Here is a 19,365-nt window from a genome sequence, read left to right as displayed (position 1 = left end):
TCGTTGACACGATATATACCAAGGATTACAATTAATCTCGAAATTGATTTTTTTGCATATTTACGTTTAACAATTAACAGAAAAATCAATATAAAAAAATGGGGGTTTCTTAACATGAGAATTAATACAAACATTAACAGCATGCGTACGCAAGAGTACATGCGACAAAACCAAGACAAAATGAATACTGCGATGAATCGTTTATCTAGCGGTAAATCTATTAACAGTGCAGCTGACGATGCGGCTGGTTTAGCTATCGCTACTCGTATGCGTGCAAAAGAAGGCGGATTAAACGTCGGAGCACGTAACACGCAAGACGCTATGTCTGCTTTACGTACTGGTGACGCTGCTTTGGGATCTATTTCTAACATCTTACTTCGTATGCGTGACCTTGCTACACAGGCTTCTAACGGTACGAATAACACTGAAGATACTGCTTCTTTAAACAAAGAATACGAAGCATTAAAAAGTGAAATTGATCATATCGCTAACAAAACATCTTTCAATGGTATTAAATTCTTAAGTACTGATAAGGGTGGTGCGGCTGATATTAAAGTTCAACTTTCTGATGCTTCTGGCGATACAATGACAATTGACTCTCTAGATGCAAAGAAAATTACAACAGCTAATCTAACTACTTTAGCAGACAGAGGAACTGCTGAGACTGAAATAAAAGCTCTTGACACTGCTATCCAAGAACTAGCTGACGCTAGAGCAACTTTCGGTTCTCAATTAAACCGTTTAGACCATAACTTAAACAACGTAACGAGCCAAGCTACTAACATGGCAGCAGCTGCTTCTCAAATCGAAGATGCTGATATGGCAAAAGAGATGTCTGAAATGACTAAGTTCAAAATCTTGAACGAAGCTGGTATCAGCATGCTTTCTCAAGCTAACCAAACACCACAAATGGTTTCTAAATTATTACAATAAGCCATTTGATTATATAAATCTCTTTGTCTACAAAGAGATTTATATATAACTAAAAAACTAAAGATAACAATGGAGGTTCTTAACATGAGAATTAATACAAATATTAATAGTATGCGTACGCAAGAGTACATGCGACAAAACCAAGACAAAATGAATACTGCGATGAATCGTTTATCTAGCGGTAAATCTATTAACAGTGCAGCTGACGATGCGGCTGGTTTAGCTATCGCTACTCGTATGCGTGCAAAAGAAGGCGGATTAAACGTCGGAGCACGTAACACGCAAGACGCTATGTCTGCTTTACGTACTGGTGACGCTGCTTTGGGATCTATTTCTAACATCTTACTTCGTATGCGTGACCTTGCTACACAAGCTGCAAACGGTACGAATAACGCTGAAGATACTGCCTCTTTAGACAAAGAGTATGTTGCCTTAAAAGATGAAATTGATCACATTGCTGGAAAAACGAATTTTAACGGTAATTCTTTCTTAGATACAACTGCCACTCCTCCCGGAAAAGATATCGAGATTCAACTTTCTGATGCTTCTGGTGATACAATGACACTCAAAGCCATTGATACAAAATCATTGACAACTGGCACTTTAACTAATTTAAAAGATAGAGCCACTGCTGAAACTGAAATAACAAAACTGGACACTGCAATTCAAAAAATTGCTGATGAAAGAGCAACTTTCGGTTCTCAATTAAACCGTTTAGACCATAACTTAAACAACGTAACGAGCCAAGCTACTAACATGGCAGCAGCTGCTTCTCAAATCGAAGATGCTGATATGGCAAAAGAGATGTCTGAAATGACTAAGTTCAAAATTTTAAACGAAGCTGGTATCAGCATGCTTTCTCAAGCTAACCAAACACCACAAATGGTTTCTAAATTATTACAATAAGCCATTTGATTATATAAATCTCTTTGTCTACAAAGAGATTTATATATAACTAAAAAACTAAAGATAACAATGGAGGTTCTTAACATGAGAATTAATACAAATATTAATAGTATGCGTACGCAAGAGTACATGCGACAAAACCAGGACAAAATGAATACTGCGATGAATCGTTTATCTAGCGGTAAATCTATTAACAGTGCAGCTGACGATGCGGCTGGTTTAGCTATCGCTACTCGTATGCGTGCAAAAGAAGGCGGATTAAACGTCGGAGCACGTAACACGCAAGACGCTATGTCTGCTTTACGTACTGGTGACGCTGCTTTGGGATCTATTTCTAACATCTTACTTCGTATGCGTGACCTTGCTACACAGGCTTCTAACGGTACGAATAACACTGAAGATACTGCTTCTTTAAACAAAGAATACGAAGCATTAAAAAGTGAAATTGATCATATCGCTGACAAAACATCTTTCAATGGTATTAAATTCTTAAGTACTGATAAGGGTGGTGCGGCTGATATCAAAGTTCAACTTTCTGATGCTTCTGGCGATACAATGACAATTGATTCTCTGAATGCAAAAACAATTACAACTGATACTTTAACTACTTTAGCAGATAGAGCCACTGCTGAAACTGAAATAACAAAACTGGACACTGCAATTCAAAAAATTGCTGATGAAAGAGCAACTTTCGGTTCTCAATTAAACCGTTTAGACCATAACTTAAACAACGTAACAAGCCAAGCTACTAACATGGCTTCAGCTGCTTCTCAAATCGAAGACGCTGACATGGCGAAAGAAATGTCTGAAATGACTAAGTTCAAAATCTTGAATGAAGCTGGTATCAGCATGCTTTCTCAAGCAAACCAAACTCCACAAATGGTTTCCAAATTATTACAATAAGCCATTTGAGTTAGTTTCCTGAATAAACCTCTCTGCTTGCGGAGAGGTTTATTTTTTATAAAAACTTCTTTTTTTGATGGAAGAGAGCATCTGCGGTGCATAGAAGCGGTTAGTGCTTATCTTGATCCCCTCTTATGTTAAAACACAAATAGCAAATAAGCATAAGCCTTTTTATCTTTTCATAACCGTTTATTAACTTTAGAACACTGACTATATCAATCTATAAGGAGTGTCTATTATGCGTATTGGTACGAATATTTTAAGTATGAATGCTAGGCAGTCGTTGTATGAGAATGAGAAACGTATGAATGTGTCAATGGAGCATTTGGCGACTGGTAAGAAGTTAAACCATGCTTCTGATAATCCCGCTAATATTGCAATTGTGACTCGAATGCATGCGAGAGCAAGTGGTATGCGCGTGGCGATTCGTAATAATGAGGATGCGATATCAATGCTTCGCACGGCAGAAGCTGCCCTTCAAACTGTGACGAATATTTTACAGCGTATGCGTGATTTAGCCGTTCAATCTACGAACGGTACGAATTCAAATAAAAACCGTGATTCACTGAATACAGAGTTTCAATCTTTAACAGAACAAATTGGCTATATTAGCGAGACAACTGAATTTAATGATTTATCCGTATTTGACGGTCAAAACCGCCCTATTACATTAGACGATATCAGTCATACGGTACATATGACGAAACATATTCCCCCTTCCCCTACACAACATGACATCAAGATTTCAACAGAACAAGAAGCAAGCGCGGCGATTCTTAAAATTGAAGAGGCTTTACAAAATGTATCACTTCACCGTGCCGACCTTGGCTCTATGATAAATCGTTTACAGTTCAATATTGAAAATTTAAATAGCCAAAGTATGGCGTTAACAGATGCTGTATCTCAAGTTGAAGATGCGGATATGGCGCAGGAGATAAGTGATTTTTTAAAGTTCAGATTGTTGACTGAAGTTGCGCTTAGTATGGTTTCACAAGCAAATCAAATTCCGCAAATGGTTTCTAAACTACTACACTCGTAAAAATTCATCTTCCTTCTTTGGAACGATTCCATACAAAATAAAAGGGAGATACATATAAACTATGTATCTCCCTTTTATTTTGTACCCAAATTTTATTACTGTGTTACGGTCATAACTTGTCCGCTACGATCAACCATAATTTTCATTTTACCGTCCTGTGCATTATATAGCCCTAGTTTATGTAATTCCATTTTACAATCTTGTACGAAAGTTGGTAATTTACGTATTTGATCAATATCAGAACTTGTAATGAAATGAATTAAAAGCTGCGTCATACCTTTAATATCTTGTACAAGATCTTCTTTCTCTCGTTTTAGCCTTTCATTTTCTAGTTGTAACGACTGCAATTCATCTTCTAAGCTACGTGTATTCTTTGCTTCTCTAGAACGCCCTGCCGCCATGCTAGAAAGCTTATAAATACCTTCCATAAACTGATGTAGTTCGTCTTCTTTCCTTTCACTACACTGATTAATTGTTTCAAAGTTATCAACGATACCAGATATAACTGTTACAAGATTTTTTTCATCCTCTTTATGCTGGATTTCTTCTTTTAATTCGTACTCGTTTTCTTGTTTTCTTGCAACGATTGTCTCTTTTACTGGTATATATTTTCGCTTTCGTCCCGGTTTTTGTTTTTCAATATTTTCAAACGGTATTTCACGTTTTTTCAATTTATAATACGTATTTTGCAATTGACTTTCCGTTTTAGGAAAAAGATTTAGTTCATTTTTACTTACGTATTTTGAAATATTTAAAATGTTTAAACCGTGACGCTGACAAAATTGATACACTTCATACAGTAGCTCTAGTTCAGACTTCAGCCATGTAATTGTTGATTTTTCATATGCTCGCATCCCGCCATTTTTTTCTATATCTATTTGGAATAATACCATTCTATTATGTAAATCAACTAATTCTTCATACTTTACTTGGAATTCTTTTTCTATTTTTTTAAATTCCACCTCTAGTTGCATATCGTTCATTTTATTATTTGACATGTTTTGTAAAAGACCTAATACATTAATTGCTGTGTGGTGATACATAATCTGTGCCACTCCCCCTCATCCTTTCACAATTCTCATCTGACTCCCATGTCTTTTAAGAAAATAGCAATTTTTACACATCCATATTATAACAGTTCAAAATTATCTGTCAAATAATAAACATACAAAAATGTATAGAAAGTATAAAAATTTGGAAAATATTTTTTGATTAATATGTAAAATTGCATATTAATTACATTTAATTATATTATATGGTATTTTAAATGTTTTTTCACCGAAAAAATTTGCGTTACCACGAAATATTACTAAAATAACAATCGAAAATACGTTTGCCTATATTTTTAAATCAAAAATCTCTAAATAAAGATTATTCACACATACAGCGACAAACACCCAAGAAACCTTTCATTTTTCTACCAGCTTAAAGTATAGAATACTAAAAAGGAATTAGCCATATGTAGCATTGGCTAATTCCTTCCTCTCTCTAACAGAATAGAGTTATAAACCCAGTCTTCAAATCCTCAATCGAAGTCTCACTTCTTCTTACCTAAAACTACTTCATACCTCTGAACTCACATCGCATGAGACTCTATTAAGCACTGAAAACTTCCTTACATAAGTAGTTCCTCTATTCCTACTAAATAGAAAAATGTTATACACCAGCTCTTCTAGTTACCTATATCTCAACATCGCATAGGGCTCTATTAAGCACTGACCGCTCAACACTTGGCTAGAGCTTCTATTCCGGCTAAATAGAAGCTTTTAAAGCACTAACTTATCAACTAAACCAATTAGCTCTTGAATATCTGGCTTACTTACTTGAGCATTTGCTCCTACAGCTTCACCTTTATGGAATAATTCATTTGTAATTAATGAAGAGAAAATAATGACTGGTAAACGATTCATTACTTCACTATCCTTAACCACTTTCGTTAAATGATGTCCATCCATTTTTGGCATTTCAATATCCGTAATTAGCAAGTGAATATGTTCAAACATTTTTTCGCCTTGCTCTTTCGCTAATTTTTCAATTTGTGCTAACGCTTCTGCACCATTGCTGAAGAAGTTCATTTTCGTATATCCAGCTGATGATAATGTTTCTTCTAATATTTGGCGAAGCATCGCTGAATCTTCTGCAATGTAAATTACTTTTTCAGCTCGATCTGTTTTTTGTTCTAATCCTGCAATTGATTTATTGTCATAACCAGTGCCGCTAATTTCACATACAATTTTTTCATAATCTAATAGTAAGATGATTTTTCCATCTAGTTTTACAATACCAGATGTCGTTTCTTCTAGTCCCATAGATAATGAAGCTGGTTCATCAATTTGTTCCCACGAAATACGTTGAATACGATGCACTTCATCAACGCGGAAAATAACTTTCATTTGGTTTAATTCTGAGATGATAAATTTCGTTTGATCAAGTGGCTTTGTTGACTTTAAATTAAGAGCCATCGCTAAGTTAATAACAGGTAAAATTTCACCACGTACTTGAACAACACCTTCAACTACATGATGAGATTCTGGCACAGTTGTAACAGGGAATGGATTAATGATTTCACGTACTTTCATTACATTAATACTAAATAGGTTTTCACCAACAGTGTACGTAACAATCTCTAATTCATTTGTTCCGCTTTCTAATAAAATACTTTGTGCTTGTGACATAAAGGTGTCGCTCCCCTTCCATTAATTCCGTATATCTAATTATTAAGCTTTATAAAAGAGAAAAAGTCAACTACCTATATAAAAAATATAGATAGTCGAACGATTCATTTTATTAAAAAACAATTAATCTTGTATAAACGAAGCAAGTGCCTCTAATAAAACTTCTTGTGCACCTACAATTTCCGTCGGCATTGCTTCCCATTTTTTCGAAAGCTCTGTCTCTACTCTTATTCTCAGTTCAGAATTCATTTCTGCTAGCACATATTCTTTCGTTGCTATATCAACATCAAGTAGCGCGAGTGCATATAGTTCCGGGTCATTTATTTTTTTAAATAATCGTTTTAATACCACTGGTGCTATATGTTTTAATTTTTCAATATGAATTTCCTTATCCGAAAATAGTAACTCATATTGAATAAACGTAACATTTTCTTTAATCACTTTAAAATAGCAATTATTTTTTTTATCGTTTACAAAATAACCGTTTGGATCTGCAATAATACTTTCTACTTTACGAATTAAATCTGGCAAACTATTCGCCGCCATTACAGTCCGCTGCTCAACCTCACTCGGCGAAATGAATGTAACGCGATACTTATTTTGCGCCATCCTCTTCACCTCTCCTTTTATAAAAATCTATCGTCACAAACATATGAAATGAAACTAGCATACTCTCATTTCATTGCCCTATTGTCACAACTCACAGACTATAAAAAGTACTGACTTGCTATAAAGAGATTATTGTTCAACCATTCCAGTACATTTCTATAGTTCTCTTCTTACAGCTCCGAGCCACCTAAGACTAAAAACACTTTTAAGCGCCTTTAAGCAACTCGATATTGTTGAACCAAAACGCAATTTGCTGATCCGTAATGCCTGATAATGTAACAAAAAACTCACGGCACTTCATCTCGTCCTTAAACAGTTGATACTTCCATGCGCCATCACTGCCAATACTGACGAAATAAAACTCATGAATACGACCAATAATCGCTTCCTTTTCAGCAAATGAATACGGGGGCACTTGCTTAATTTCAAATTGATCTGGTAAATATACATGCTCTTCTCGTTCCATTTTTAGCACTTGCTCAGCAAGTTCACGTTTATTCTCGAAAAATGGCAATTGTAAAATTCGTTCTTGTCTTGTCATACGAATAAAAACCCTTTCTACTACATTACGATCTTTCTTTATAATACATTATCGAATTAAGTTTACAACTTCATTTAATACTTCATCTGACACTTTAATTACTTTCGCATTTCCTTGGAATCCACGTTGATATAACATTAAGTCAACGAATTCTACAGATAAATCTACGTTTGAACTTTCTTTTGCTGAACCTCTTACATTACCTGCACCATTCTCACCAGCAACACCTATCCCTGGAATCCCTGCTGATGGTGTGGCAATGTAATTGCCATTCCCAGTTTTCATTAATCCACCTGAATTAGGGAATGTAGCTACAGCTAGTTGTCCTACAACCTTCATACTACCATCCGAATATCTCATCATAACGAAACCACCGTCAGAAATTGAATAGTCATTTGCAATTGCAGCTGGACGCCCCGTTACTTCTGTTGTAGAAATAGTTTTCCCTGTTGGATAATTTGTTAAACCACTTAAGTCCAGTGTCAGTCCCTTACCAAAAGGAATTTTAACCGTTCCACCTTTAGTAATTTCACCAGTTACTGGATTTTTTTGTACAGCTTCATCTGTCTCCTTTAGATTTCCTAATGTATCAAATTTAAGATTTTTTTCGCCCGTCATGCCTTCAACCGGCTTAAACTCTTTTTCGTTTTTAGAATCATTTCTTACAGAAACCGTATACGTATATTCACCTGGCACAGGCTTTTCAACTTCTTTACCATCTACAGTCTCTTTTGTAGTCTTTTGTTTAATATTTACACGTAACGTTAACGAGTTCCCTTCCTCATCAAAAACTGTGAATTCGTGAGATAATGCATTTTGATTTCTAGGAAGGTTTCCACCTATTGTTGCTTTATCTGTTTGAATCCCACCAACAGCTGATCCCATTGGAATATGAATTGGACTTGGTCGTGAAGAAAAATCTATTTCTTGAGTTCCTGTTTTCACACCATACCCTAGCACATACTGACCACTTGTATTTGTAACATAGTTATCTTTCGATACACCGAAAGACCCTTTTCTCGTATACTCTACATTTCCGCTATTACGATCGCCAACTAAAAATAAACCATTTCCCTCTATTGCTGTCTCCATCTTATCACTAGTTAAAGTAATAGAACCATCACTAAAATCTGTAGATGTCCCACTAAACTTTACACCGTTACCGATACTCTTTGGATTCGTACCAGCATAAGCACCATCCCCACGTGAACCAACCGTATTATTATATAGCAGATCATCAAAAATAGCTTTTTGCTTTTTATATCCAACTGTTTGTGCATTTGCAATATTATTTGAAGTAACACTTAATGCATTTTGTGCCGCATTCATCCCTGTAATACTCGTATATAACGCTTTAATCATAACCTATATACACTCCTTTTATTAATTTTGCTTAACCTCTTCATTTTTCTCTATATCATCTTTCTTCTCATCTTCTGGATTTGTTTCTGCTATCGGTTTATCTGAAACCCTTTCTACAAAACGAAGTGAGACAACTTGATTATCAACAATAAGTTGTACATCGTTATTTTCGGCAAGTCGAACTGTTTCCACTTGACCAGTCACTTGCTCCCCCTTATTGTTTATACCTCTAACATACTTTCCTAAAAATTTCATCCCACCATCAAGAGCTGTCGTATACATCGTTGATTGTAGTTTATCTACTGCTTTCGTCATATTTTGTACTTGCTCCATAAGCGATAGTTGAGCCGTTTGATTCATCATTTGGTTCATATCCATCGCATTAAACGGGTCTTGATGTTGAAAGCTCGCTAAAAAAAGTTTCAGGAAATCATCTTTATCCATAATACCGGGTGTTTTTTGATTACTTGCTGATACTCCGTTTGTTTGTTGAACTGGCGATTGCACACCATTTACAGATGCGTTTTTTGTTTGCGCTCCTGCTTGTAACGGAATATGATTTGTACTCGTTGTATTTAATCCAACTGTTGGCACGCGTTATTCCTCCAATAATCCCGCAAATTCTGTTGATTGTTGTTTTTCATGATTTGTATTTGCTAATTTCTGTTTTTGCCTTTGCTCTTGTTCTCGCTGTTCTTTACGATTTTCATCTTTATCTGAATAGCTAATTTGAATATTGATTTCTTTTTCTTTTAACTTTAATCTCAATTCATCAAAAATGATTTCAACACGTTTTTTCGCATCGTGTTTTTCCATTTCTACGTGAACGTCAATTTGATCTCCGTGTTTTTTCATAAACACTGTTAATGTACCAAGTTTTTCTGGATTTAACTGGAATAAAACACGTTCTTGTTTCACTACAAATTTTTGCAGCGCTTCTACTTGCACTTCCATTTTCTTTCCTAAGTCAGGTAATGAAACTTTCTCAGCACCACTATTTGATTTCCCTATTTGTTCGGTACTCGTCGTTTTATTTAATAATTCTGCACCTGCAGAGCTCGAATCGTTTAATGCATCAACTTCTGGCAACTCTACCTTTGCATCATCGCTCTCAAGTTTCGGAAGATCTACCTCTTTAGACTCTTCTTGTTCCTTTGCAATATTACAAGTTTCTGTTTCTACAACCTTCAATGCTTGCATCGTTTGCTCTGGCATCTTCATTTTGTCTAATACCATTTGCATTGTATCTTCTAAACATATAGCATTTTTGATATTCATATTTGAAAGAAGTTCTTGTAATTGTTGTAATTCAGCTACAGGTAATTCATTAAGTTTAATATTGCCATATTCTTTATATAGCTCTTGTATTTTTTGTATGTATTGATATAACAATTCCGGCTGCACATGTAATTGCTCAATTGCAACCATTTGCTCAGATACAGCTAATAACAACTGTTCTGTCTCTTTTTTTTCTTCTTTCTTTACAATAGGTTCTTCTTCCGTTACCGATTTTTTAGAAAGAATATAATCTTTTCTCTCTTCTTTTGGTGCTTCTTCTCGTTTCGTTTTCTCCGTTTGCGGCTGTTTTTTATTTTCCATTCTCATCGTACGATCGAATGAAGAATCTTCATTTTTTGATTGTACTTCTAGCCCTTTTTCTTTTTGCGGAGGTAAACTTTGTTGCACCGGTAATACAGACTGTATCACTACATTCACCTCATCCATTCATACACATTTTCAAATCCAGAAGCATTTTTTCTTCCAGCTTTTCTTGTGCTTTCGCAAGCTTTTTGCAATCTTCTTGATACATCTCATCAATGACACGTTCTTTTTCTTTTACTTGCTCTAAAAGACTTTCATTTTTTTGAATAAAACCTTCCGTTTTTTTAATTTTCCGATTCCATTCTTCTATTCTTTCAGGTGAAAACGTATGTGAAGAAAGCATACCAGCCATAATACGTTGCCCAGTTTGTACGACTTTACTACGCGATTTCACAACATATAAATCATATTCTTTTTTTTGTTCTATTTTTCTTTTTTCAGCTGTTAATTCATACACTTCTTTTAAAATATGTTCTTTTTCTTGATTTATTTGCAATTTTATTGTGTCGTACTGCTGTTTATCCACCTGTTTTCATAACCCCTTTCTATTATAACGTTCTCTTTTTCTATTATATAGTTTTTTTCCAAAAAAATCTGTGAAATATTAAAAAACAAAAAAATAAGACCTCTTATGCAGAGGCCTTATACTATATGCTGTATCGCTTCAACGATATCATCAAATTGGAAACTATCCGATCGACCTTGCTTTAAAAATGTATTTATGCCTTCTACTTTATTTTTACATTCAAAAATATAAGCATTTTCTTCATTTTCTTGAATCGTTCCTAGCTTAAAATACAATTCATTTTCTTTATAAATTGATAAAATCTTTCTCATTTCATTTGCAAGTTGACAATGATGTGGCGAAACAATTTCTTCCATAATCCTACTTACTGAATCTAATACTGAAATTGCAGGATAATGACTAAGCGTTGCAAGCTCACGCTTTAATACGATATGTCCATCTAAAATACCACGTGCTAAATCTGGTACAGGACCATTTAAATCGTCCCCATCAACAAGCACCGTATAAATACCTGTTATAGATCCCTTTTGTGTTTTTCCGGAACGCTCTAACAACTTCTTCATATAACTTTCCATTAACAGTGTTTTACCACCAATCGGTAACTCTTTAACAGCAATATCAACACTTCTTCGTGCATCGGCAAAACGAGTAACAGAGTCCATCATAAGTAATACGTTATTGCCTTGATCACGGAAGTATTCAGCAATAGACGTTGCAAGTTTCGCTGCACGAAGTTGCATAAGGTGACTTTCATCTGACGTCGCTACAACAACGACGCTTTTTCGCATCCCTTCCTCGCCTAACTCTTTTCGAATAAAGTCTTTTACTTCCCGGCCACGTTCTCCTACTAAACTAATAACGTTTATATCAGCTTTTGCATTTTTTGCTATCATTCCAAGTAAAGTTGATTTACCAACACCTGACCCAGCAAAAATACCAATCTTTTGACCGATACCAATTGTTAGCATAGAATCAATTGATTTTATTCCTGTTTCAAATACATCAGTAATCTCTTCACGTTCAAATGCATGTATAGGCGGTGCATCTAGTTTTATTTTCTGTAATGGAATGTTTTCAGCTTCCTCATTTAACACTTCACCATTTGCACTTAACACTTTTCCGAGCAAGTGATTACCACGTGGTACAACAACATCTTCTGAAACTAGTGTCACTGAATCTCCATAACATACTTTTTCTGTCTGTTCAAATGGAAGTAGCATATTATTTTCTTTTTCAATGGCAATCACTTCACATAAGACGTTATGTTCTCCAACGAAGCAAACATCTCCGATCTTCGCTTTCGGCCCTTTTGCTACGAAAAACTGTTCTTGTACACTATGAACTTTGCCTACTTTCGTATACAGCGGTGTTTCAATGAACTTATTCCATTTTTCGTTCTCATTCATTAACAGGCGGCTCATACATTTTGCTCCTCAAATAACTTCTCTTCTTCCCATTTCTGACGAAGTTTCGCAAATATAGGTGCAAATTTAAATTCAAAGAACTCTTTCTCTTCTTCCAGAACAAATTCACCAAACTGCAGGGAGAAATCATATTTCCATTCTACTAATTGTAGTAACCAATATTCTTTCGTATTCTCCTTCTCTTCTTGAATACGTTCAAACGTTTCTGGATGTACTGTAATGATTAATTTTTCAAACGAAGTTGGCAATGTTTGCACGATGCCAGTTAAAATAGGTAGCACATCAAGCAATCGTGAATCTACCGCTTGATTCACGATTTTTTCTGCTAAATGAAATGATTGATCCCATAATAACTCTGTCCATTCATATGCTATTTCTTGTTGTTCTTTTTGAAACTGCACACGCGCTGCTTCCATCTGTTCCATTTGTTCATGAATATGCATTTGAAATTGTTCTTTATCTTGTAATAACTGCTGACGCTCTCGTTCTAGCATTTGCTGCTCTTGCCTTAGCTGATTCATTTCCATATGTAATGATTCTTGCTGGGCGCGAAGCTCTGCATGATCTGCTTGTAATTCTTCCTCTTCTATTTGGACTGAAGCTGGTTTTGGAAATTGTAATTCATACGTTTCTTCAGAAAAAGAAACAGAATTCTTCGGAATTCTGTTTTTAAATAAGGACATCCTCTTCACCTCTTTGAACGATAATTCTTCCTTCTTTCTCTAGCTTTTTCACTGTACCCGTGATCGTTTGCTGCGCTTTTTCAGCATCCGTCATCTTAAGCGGTCCTAAGCCATCTAATTCTTCTAGAATCATCTCTTTACGGTTTGAAGACATACATGTAAATAATTTCTCTTTAATTTCTTCTTTTGCAATTTTAAGTGCTTTCGCAAGAACACCGTTATCTGTAATTTCTTCTAATACACGGCGAAGCGCAAGATCTTCAAGACCAAGTAAGTCTTCAAAGACAAACATATTTTCTTTAATTTTCTCAGATAACTCATAATCGACTTCATCCAGTTTTTGAAAGACTGTTTTTTCAACACCTCGTGAAACATTATTTAAAATGTTTACGATTGTTTTCAAGCCATCAGTTTTATTAATTGCACTAAATGCCATATTATTTAATTTCGTTTTTAACAACTCACCAATTTGATTAATTAATTCACCATCAACTTGTTCTAGTTTCGCAATACCCATTACCGTTTCTACTCGCTTATGATCTGGCAATCTCTCAATTAATTGAGACGCAAGTTGCGGTTTAATATAAGAAGCGATAATTGCAATTGTTTGTGGTGACTCATCATTAAGCACTGTAAGAAGTGGTTCTAAATCTGTAAGTGAATTTAAGAATTCAAATGGATTATCTTTGTTATACCAAAGGTCTTCCAATAATTTTTCCAGTTCGTCTTCTGGCATGTTTTTAAATATACGACGAATATACTCTTTATCTGGAGTGACTAAGTTCAATTCTTTTACATTTAGTTCATATAAGAACTCTCCTAGTACATTCTCTAACGTTTCTGGTTTATATACACGAAACTTCGCAATTTCACGAAGTAATACTTCTTTTTCCTCAGCTGTCATATATTCAATGACTTTTGCTGCCACCCCTTCGTCTAATGTACGAATGAGGATGGCAGCTTTTTCTTTGGAGGAGATTTCATCTAACATCGTTGTTCCTCCCTTACTGTCCGTTTAACCATTTTTTAATTACTTTTGCAGTACCTTCTACATGTTCTTTCGTAGCATCCTGCACTTGTTCATCTAACGTTGGTTCTTCTGGTTCAGGTTTTGGCTCTGGCACTATTTTTTCTTCAGGAATTTCCAAGATACTTTCATTACTTGCAGCAATTTCATCTTCTGCTAAGTATTCTTCATATTCCTCTTCTTCTTTCTTTCTCTTACGTCTTGCTAATAAGAACCATACTAGACCACCGATTGCTAATAAGCCAGCTGTAATTCCACCGAATAACCACCAGTTCATACCACTTTTTTCTGGCTCTTTCTCTTTTTCAGCTTTCGGCTGATCGAACTGAACAGTTACAACGTTAACTTGACCATTTATAAAGTTACCGTTCGGATCAGCTTGAAGTCCTGCCGCTGTTCCAATTGCTTCTTTGAAAGTAGTCATATCAATTCTTCGTTTTACTAACGTATCATTATCTACCCATACAACAACATTTGTTTTCGTTAATTCTGGGTGTTTCTTAATTGTTTCAACTGTTTTATCTATTTCATAGTTTTCGATTTTGTTGCCATTTTTATTATCGTAGACAACTTTACCATTTTGATTATTGTTCGTACCGTAGTTTGGCACTTCACCGTTCGCTGTAATACCAGCACCTTGCTTTGTATCTGCCCCTTCTTGCGCAGTAGAGCTTTCCTCTTGCTCTTGTTTACTACGAAGTACACCTTTATCACCATACTTCTCTGACTGACGTGTAACTTCATCGTAGTTTACAGATACTTTCGTATTCACTTTATATTCATTCGGTTTAAACATCGTCATTAACGTTGCATCAATATCTTGCTTTAATTTACCTTCAAGTTGGTGCTGCATCTCTACTTCTTTCTCATAAGAAGAGGAACTACTAGAATGTGCTTCATCTGCTCCTTTTGAGATAACACCTTTTTTACTATCAATAACACTTACTTCTTCTGCTTTCACACCAGGAACCGCTGCACTAATCATTTGCTGTATACCTGCAACTTGATCAGCTGTTAACAATTGTCCACGTTTCACTCCAACCGTAATCGCCGCTGTTCCTTTCGCTTTTTCTTCATCAAAAATTGTCTCTTTTTCAGGCAATGTAATTTGAACATTTGCCGTTTCAACTGTCGCAAAGTTTCTTACAATATCTTGTTCCAATTGCTTCTTCGTACCGACAATTTGCTTCATTTTTTTATCTTGTTCACTTGAACCGAGAGAGCTTTCTAATAAAATTTCTTCACCGCTTTTCGAATTAAACGGTAAGCCCATCCCATTCATTTCTTTTCGAACCCATGGAGCATCATTCTTTTGCACACGAATTGAACCATCGGCCGCTAATTGGTAATCGACACCTAACTTCGATAATTCTGCTGTAATCTCTTGTTTATCTGCATCATTTAAATTTTGATATACAACAACATATTTATCTGGCAAGGTGAAATATAAAAGTGCTCCTGTTACAATCGCTAAAAGCGCAGCACCGATTACTAACTTATGCCACGTTTTTAACGATTGGATAACATTTTTCATCTTTTCCATTTAAACACACCCGTCCACTTTCCTAAATTTGCATATTAATTAGTGACTTATAATTTTCAATAAGATTATCACGTACGAGAGCAGCCGTTTTCATTTGAGACTCAGCTTTCTTTTGCTGAATTAAAACGTCATGTGTTTCTCCTACCCCTTTAGTTAGTAAATCATATACTGCTGTTTGTGCATTGTTTTGTGTTTGATTCATATCTTCCAATAAATCAATAAACTTTTTCCCCTCAACTACAGATGTTTGAGAAGTTTTCGGTGCACCAATTGACTGAATTGCTCCAAATGGTTGTGTATGTAACATTGGTTGAATTTTCATATTACTATCTTCCCCCTTATCCTCGGCCGATTTCTAAATCTTTATCAAGCATTTTTTTATTCGCATTTAATACACTCGTATTCGCTTCATACATTTTTTGAGCAACCATTACATTCGTCATTTCAGCAGTTACATCAATATTGGGATAACGTACATATCCTTCTTCATTTGCGTGCGGATGCGTCGGATCATACACTAAATTTTCCGTTTTGTCTGCTTCAATACTTTTTATTTTTACTCCATTAGTAGGAGCCCCATCTAGCATACTTGCAAAACTATTGTTTGATTCTAGCACCACACTACGACGCTCATATAAATCTGCCCCCGGAGCCGCCGTCGTATTTGCATTTACAATATTGTTAGAAGTAACTTCCATCCACTTTCTCGCTGTTGTTAGCCCTGAGCCACTTGCATTAATTGCCTGAAACATTCGTTGTCTCTCCTTCTACTTTTAACGTCCGCGTGCCGCTTGGTTAATTGCATATTGTGTATTAATCGCGTTAATTGAAATACCGTATAACTGATTTGCTTTCATTAAATCTAGCATTTCTGTCGTTACATCCACACTATTTCCGTCTTTATTCGTTTGCATTGATTTTGTTTGAATCTTTGCATATGTATTTTTCGTATTTACTGTCGGCAAGTGCATTTCATTCGTTTGATATAAATCTGGATTGCTCTTTAAATCAGCCGCATTGTTTTTATATAATGCACTACTTTTATTCATCTGCTCAGCAAATGTTACATCTTGTGCTTTATAGCCAGGTGTATTCGCATTTGCAATATTACTGGAAACAGTATTTCGTTTCGTTACTAAATAATTCATATAATGGCTTACATCACTCACTAAATCTGGCATATTCCACACCCTTCCTTTTCTAACGTAATGATCCACTGATAGAAGTTTCACTTCATTATTTATTTTCTTATATGCGTTTATTAAAATATTTACTATTATGTACCCTTACATATTTTATTCCATTTTTTCATTGTTGTCTTTAGAAAAATACAAAAATATAAAAAAAGAATGCAAAAAACTGTATACACATAGTAATCTATAGAACATTTCAATATATAAACTATAAACTAAAGTCCATTTTTCTATTATTTAGATTACTATTATTTTTTCATCACAGTCATAAAATGAAACCTCAATCAGCGGAGTTCTTTATGTAAACGAAGGAATAGACCCCCTTTTAAAAGGGGAATCTGTTTCCAGACGTTATTATTAATATTTACCGTAAAATGAATTAGCCTTCATTCGCCCATCATTTGCCATTATCATTTCTTCCAAAATCTTTTGCTTATCTCGAATGTGCTGTGCTGCCTTAATAATGAATGGGCTTACTTCTGCTGCAACTTGTGCACGTCTTTCTTCATCTAGTGTCATCATCCAGCGATTTAACATCTCACTCTTCTCAGCAAACTCTTCATCTGACACTTGTAATTCACCGATTTCATTAAAACAACTGACAAACGTTCGATAAATATCATTGTTCATTTTCAAGCGCTCCACGGTATCCATCTATTAAATCTTGTAACACTTGCACAATGGCATCAATGTCTTTTACTTCACGCGTGACTTTCATCGTTTGAATTTGAATGCTAATCCAATCATATAAACCAAATAAACTATCGTATAAATCTTTCGTAATATCAGGATTTAACTGGAGCTTCAACTCTTCAAATATACGTTCTAACTTTTCAAGAAGTTCATCACCATCTTGAAGTTTGAATGTATTTAAAAGTTCTTCCAATTTACGAAACTCAATGATGCATCTTTCATAAATAAATATTGTATTTTTAATTGGATTACTCGTCATAATATCATTTTGCATATAACGTTGCCATGCTTGCATACAATCACTTCCTCAGCTTTCATTAGTCATCACTTTTTGTTTTTGTCATTGCTTGAATTGTCTTCAACTGACTATCAAGCAATGCTAACTGACTTTCTAATTTTGCATATTTATCAATAATTGTTTTTTGTTTTTCCTTATTAACTGTATCAATATCTTGAATTTTTCTCTCTAAATCAGTTACTTGCTTTTCAATACTTTTAGAACGTTTCCCAATAATTCCTTCATCTCCAAATATCCCATCTAACTTTTTCTCTGTATCATGACCTAAACCATTTAAACCAAAGAAAAATTGTTTCGTAGATTCCGGATTCTCTTTAAAAGCTGTTTTTAATTTTTCTTCATCAAGAGTCATATTGCCTTTTTTATCAATTTGAATTCCAAAAGAAAATAAATACTTATCATCTTGGGAAAATTTAAAAATACCTGTCATTGCATTATTGATAGCAAATGACACATTACTCCCTTGCATTACTCCATTTTCTCCAGCAAATAAATCCAAACTTTTAACAGCCTTATTATACTCGTCTTTCATTTTTTTTATTAAATCTATTGAATTTTTTATATCAGAATCTTCAATAGTTAATTTTATTGGCTCTGTAGTTTCTTTTTCTAAATTAATGGTTAATCCTGGAATTGTATCAATCTTATTTGTTTTACTAGTTCCTTTTATTCCGTTTATTGTATACTCAGCATTTATTGCTCCTGTCACTTGATGTGCAACAACATTCGTTCCATCCGGATTTTTCGCAGAAGTAACTAACCCTATATTTTGTAAAAAACCATTGGCGCCATCCGTTAATTTCAGCTCTCCAGCTTCTCCTGCAGTAGTCGATGTGAAAAATAGTTGATCCCCTAATGTGTATACTGATGCACCATAATTCCCATTATTTATCTTATTGACAAGATCTTTATACGTCATATCTTTTGAGATTTTAACTTCTTTTCCATTTATCTGAAATACATCATCTACTCCAAGTTTTAAATCTAAACTAAACTTTTGCTCCATACCTTCAGGAGTTTTTGAAGGAGTAAGTGGAGCTGTAGTTATTTGATGTCTTTCAGCTACCCGTTCTACTGTAATCGTGTATGTTCCAGGAATTGCAGCAGCGTCTGCTTGTGCTTTCATAAAACCATCTTTGGATAAAGTTGTTTTCTTTTCATCACCTTTAAATGCGTATAAATCTTTGAACACTTGTACAAGATTTCCAAATTCTTTTTTCATGCTTGCATACACGTTTTTTTCATTTGTTAATGTTTGTTTTTGTGTAGTATAAGGTGATTTTTTCATTTCCAATGCTTGTAACTCTAAATCTACTAACTTCTTTGTATCTATTATGTTATTTCCTAAATTCCATATTTGTTGTCTGCCACCATAATCAGATATTGTTCCTGCCATATTTTTCACTCC

The 19,365-nt window shown here is 34.8% G+C and carries 22 protein-coding genes; 4 read left to right on the top strand and 18 right to left on the bottom strand.

The features are described 5' to 3' along the window. The first annotated feature begins 114 nt into the window (after nucleotides 1-114). The 4 genes from MR168_RS09675 to MR168_RS09660 all read left to right on the top strand — a co-directional run bounded on the left by MR168_RS09675 (nucleotide 115) and on the right by MR168_RS09660 (nucleotide 3,781). Nucleotides 115-933: a flagellin N-terminal helical domain-containing protein gene (locus tag MR168_RS09675; protein ID WP_001222377.1), complete on the top strand. Its 819-nt coding sequence runs from the start codon at nucleotides 115-117 to the stop codon at nucleotides 931-933. 84 nt (nucleotides 934-1,017) lie between these two features. Further along, entirely contained in the window at nucleotides 1,018-1,839 is an 822-nt protein-coding gene (locus MR168_RS09670; protein WP_001222373.1) for a flagellin N-terminal helical domain-containing protein, read from the top strand. Nucleotides 1,840-1,923: 84 nt separating this feature from the next. Then, the gene (locus MR168_RS09665) at nucleotides 1,924-2,742 is read left to right on the top strand and encodes a flagellin N-terminal helical domain-containing protein (RefSeq protein WP_001222376.1); all 819 of its coding nucleotides are present in this window, start codon (nucleotides 1,924-1,926) and stop codon (nucleotides 2,740-2,742) included. Between the two features lie 238 nt (nucleotides 2,743-2,980). Continuing rightward, nucleotides 2,981-3,781 carry a flagellin N-terminal helical domain-containing protein gene (locus tag MR168_RS09660; RefSeq protein ID WP_001219676.1) on the top strand — a complete coding sequence of 267 codons (801 nt, stop codon included), beginning with the start codon at nucleotides 2,981-2,983 and terminating at the stop codon, nucleotides 3,779-3,781. Nucleotides 3,782-3,876: 95 nt separating this feature from the next. Here MR168_RS09660 and MR168_RS09655 read toward each other — a convergent pair whose 3' ends face one another. The 18 genes from MR168_RS09655 to MR168_RS09570 form a co-directional block, all read right to left on the bottom strand. Next, the gene (locus MR168_RS09655) at nucleotides 3,877-4,824 is read right to left on the bottom strand and encodes a DNA-binding domain-containing protein (RefSeq protein WP_000274687.1); all 948 of its coding nucleotides are present in this window, start codon (nucleotides 4,822-4,824) and stop codon (nucleotides 3,877-3,879) included. A 723-nt stretch (nucleotides 4,825-5,547) separates the two neighbouring features. Beyond that, complete coding sequence (locus tag MR168_RS09650; protein ID WP_242291243.1) at nucleotides 5,548-6,456, bottom strand: chemotaxis protein; 909 nt, start codon at nucleotides 6,454-6,456, stop codon at nucleotides 5,548-5,550. A 123-nt stretch (nucleotides 6,457-6,579) separates the two neighbouring features. Then, a complete protein-coding gene (locus MR168_RS09645) occupies nucleotides 6,580-7,065 on the bottom strand; it encodes a hypothetical protein (RefSeq protein ID WP_000068304.1) in 486 nt (161 codons plus the stop codon). 205 nt (nucleotides 7,066-7,270) lie between these two features. Then, nucleotides 7,271-7,606 carry a DUF3964 family protein gene (locus tag MR168_RS09640; protein ID WP_000198175.1) on the bottom strand — a complete coding sequence of 112 codons (336 nt, stop codon included), beginning with the start codon at nucleotides 7,604-7,606 and terminating at the stop codon, nucleotides 7,271-7,273. Nucleotides 7,607-7,654: 48 nt separating this feature from the next. Further along, nucleotides 7,655-8,968 carry a flagellar hook protein FlgE gene (gene flgE, locus MR168_RS09635; RefSeq protein WP_000588310.1) on the bottom strand — a complete coding sequence of 438 codons (1,314 nt, stop codon included), beginning with the start codon at nucleotides 8,966-8,968 and terminating at the stop codon, nucleotides 7,655-7,657. 21 nt (nucleotides 8,969-8,989) lie between these two features. Then, nucleotides 8,990-9,562 (bottom strand): flagellar hook assembly protein FlgD, encoded by a 573-nt coding sequence (locus tag MR168_RS09630; protein ID WP_001143477.1) that lies wholly within the window; start codon nucleotides 9,560-9,562, stop codon nucleotides 8,990-8,992. 3 nt (nucleotides 9,563-9,565) lie between these two features. Then, on the bottom strand, nucleotides 9,566-10,675 hold the full coding sequence (locus MR168_RS09625; protein ID WP_134207731.1) for a flagellar hook-length control protein FliK: 1,110 nt from the start codon (nucleotides 10,673-10,675) through the stop codon (nucleotides 9,566-9,568). A 10-nt stretch (nucleotides 10,676-10,685) separates the two neighbouring features. Beyond that, on the bottom strand, nucleotides 10,686-11,096 hold the full coding sequence (locus MR168_RS09620) for a hypothetical protein (protein ID WP_000360855.1): 411 nt from the start codon (nucleotides 11,094-11,096) through the stop codon (nucleotides 10,686-10,688). A gap of 116 nt (nucleotides 11,097-11,212) precedes the next feature. Then, nucleotides 11,213-12,517 (bottom strand): flagellar protein export ATPase FliI, encoded by a 1,305-nt coding sequence (locus MR168_RS09615; protein WP_086411898.1) that lies wholly within the window; start codon nucleotides 12,515-12,517, stop codon nucleotides 11,213-11,215. Continuing rightward, a complete protein-coding gene (locus tag MR168_RS09610) occupies nucleotides 12,514-13,203 on the bottom strand; it encodes a FliH/SctL family protein (RefSeq protein ID WP_000051695.1) in 690 nt (229 codons plus the stop codon). The genes MR168_RS09615 and MR168_RS09610 overlap by 4 nt, the downstream gene beginning before the upstream one ends. Continuing rightward, complete coding sequence (gene fliG / locus MR168_RS09605; protein WP_000883356.1) at nucleotides 13,190-14,194, bottom strand: flagellar motor switch protein FliG; 1,005 nt, start codon at nucleotides 14,192-14,194, stop codon at nucleotides 13,190-13,192. The genes MR168_RS09610 and fliG overlap by 14 nt, the downstream gene beginning before the upstream one ends. Before the next feature lie 13 nt (nucleotides 14,195-14,207). Then, nucleotides 14,208-15,773, bottom strand: coding sequence for a flagellar M-ring protein FliF C-terminal domain-containing protein (locus MR168_RS09600; protein WP_086411899.1), 1,566 nt, complete (start codon nucleotides 15,771-15,773; stop codon nucleotides 14,208-14,210). A 22-nt stretch (nucleotides 15,774-15,795) separates the two neighbouring features. Beyond that, nucleotides 15,796-16,095 carry a flagellar hook-basal body complex protein FliE gene (gene fliE, locus MR168_RS09595; protein ID WP_000701672.1) on the bottom strand — a complete coding sequence of 100 codons (300 nt, stop codon included), beginning with the start codon at nucleotides 16,093-16,095 and terminating at the stop codon, nucleotides 15,796-15,798. Nucleotides 16,096-16,111: 16 nt separating this feature from the next. Next, nucleotides 16,112-16,525, bottom strand: a complete 414-nt coding sequence (gene flgC / locus MR168_RS09590; RefSeq protein ID WP_000484680.1) for a flagellar basal body rod protein FlgC — start codon at nucleotides 16,523-16,525, stop codon at nucleotides 16,112-16,114. A gap of 21 nt (nucleotides 16,526-16,546) precedes the next feature. After that, the gene (gene flgB / locus MR168_RS09585) at nucleotides 16,547-17,005 is read right to left on the bottom strand and encodes a flagellar basal body rod protein FlgB (protein WP_370445031.1); all 459 of its coding nucleotides are present in this window, start codon (nucleotides 17,003-17,005) and stop codon (nucleotides 16,547-16,549) included. 318 nt (nucleotides 17,006-17,323) lie between these two features. Then, entirely contained in the window at nucleotides 17,324-17,596 is a 273-nt protein-coding gene (locus MR168_RS09580; RefSeq protein WP_001058084.1) for a hypothetical protein, read from the bottom strand. Continuing rightward, complete coding sequence (locus tag MR168_RS09575) at nucleotides 17,586-17,954, bottom strand: flagellar export chaperone FliS (protein WP_001149504.1); 369 nt, start codon at nucleotides 17,952-17,954, stop codon at nucleotides 17,586-17,588. Before MR168_RS09575 ends, MR168_RS09580 begins: the two co-directional genes overlap by 11 nt. Before the next feature lie 22 nt (nucleotides 17,955-17,976). Beyond that, nucleotides 17,977-19,353 carry a flagellar hook-associated protein 2 gene (locus MR168_RS09570; protein WP_000929220.1) on the bottom strand — a complete coding sequence of 459 codons (1,377 nt, stop codon included), beginning with the start codon at nucleotides 19,351-19,353 and terminating at the stop codon, nucleotides 17,977-17,979. Nucleotides 19,354-19,365 lie beyond the last annotated feature (12 nt).

Source organism: Bacillus cereus group sp. BfR-BA-01356 (genome assembly GCF_022663635.1).
GTDB classification, from domain to species: Bacteria; Bacillota; Bacilli; order Bacillales; family Bacillaceae_G; genus Bacillus_A; species Bacillus_A cereus.
This window is presented reverse-complemented; position numbering and strand designations above follow the sequence as displayed.

Bases quoted from the DNA above. Each gene is read 5' to 3' on its own strand.
- MR168_RS09675 (WP_001222377.1), top strand. From the start codon at position 115: ATGAGAATTAATACAAACATTAACAGCATGCGTACGCAAGAGTACATG.
- MR168_RS09670 (WP_001222373.1), top strand. From the start codon at position 1,018: ATGAGAATTAATACAAATATTAATAGTATGCGTACGCAAGAGTACATG.
- MR168_RS09665 (WP_001222376.1), top strand. From the start codon at position 1,924: ATGAGAATTAATACAAATATTAATAGTATGCGTACGCAAGAGTACATG.
- MR168_RS09660 (WP_001219676.1), top strand. From the start codon at position 2,981: ATGCGTATTGGTACGAATATTTTAAGTATGAATGCTAGGCAGTCGTTG.
- MR168_RS09655 (WP_000274687.1), bottom strand. From the start codon at position 4,824: ATGTATCACCACACAGCAATTAATGTATTAGGTCTTTTACAAAACATG.
- MR168_RS09650 (WP_242291243.1), bottom strand. From the start codon at position 6,456: ATGTCACAAGCACAAAGTATTTTATTAGAAAGCGGAACAAATGAATTA.
- MR168_RS09645 (WP_000068304.1), bottom strand. From the start codon at position 7,065: ATGGCGCAAAATAAGTATCGCGTTACATTCATTTCGCCGAGTGAGGTT.
- MR168_RS09640 (WP_000198175.1), bottom strand. From the start codon at position 7,606: ATGACAAGACAAGAACGAATTTTACAATTGCCATTTTTCGAGAATAAA.
- flgE (WP_000588310.1), bottom strand. From the start codon at position 8,968: ATGATTAAAGCGTTATATACGAGTATTACAGGGATGAATGCGGCACAA.
- MR168_RS09615 (WP_086411898.1), bottom strand. From the start codon at position 12,517: ATGAGCCGCCTGTTAATGAATGAGAACGAAAAATGGAATAAGTTCATT.
- MR168_RS09610 (WP_000051695.1), bottom strand. From the start codon at position 13,203: ATGTCCTTATTTAAAAACAGAATTCCGAAGAATTCTGTTTCTTTTTCT.
- fliG (WP_000883356.1), bottom strand. From the start codon at position 14,194: ATGTTAGATGAAATCTCCTCCAAAGAAAAAGCTGCCATCCTCATTCGT.
- MR168_RS09600 (WP_086411899.1), bottom strand. From the start codon at position 15,773: ATGGAAAAGATGAAAAATGTTATCCAATCGTTAAAAACGTGGCATAAG.
- fliE (WP_000701672.1), bottom strand. From the start codon at position 16,095: ATGAAAATTCAACCAATGTTACATACACAACCATTTGGAGCAATTCAG.
- flgC (WP_000484680.1), bottom strand. From the start codon at position 16,525: ATGTTTCAGGCAATTAATGCAAGTGGCTCAGGGCTAACAACAGCGAGA.
- MR168_RS09580 (WP_001058084.1), bottom strand. From the start codon at position 17,596: ATGAACAATGATATTTATCGAACGTTTGTCAGTTGTTTTAATGAAATC.
- MR168_RS09575 (WP_001149504.1), bottom strand. From the start codon at position 17,954: ATGCAAGCATGGCAACGTTATATGCAAAATGATATTATGACGAGTAAT.
- MR168_RS09570 (WP_000929220.1), bottom strand. From the start codon at position 19,353: ATGGCAGGAACAATATCTGATTATGGTGGCAGACAACAAATATGGAAT.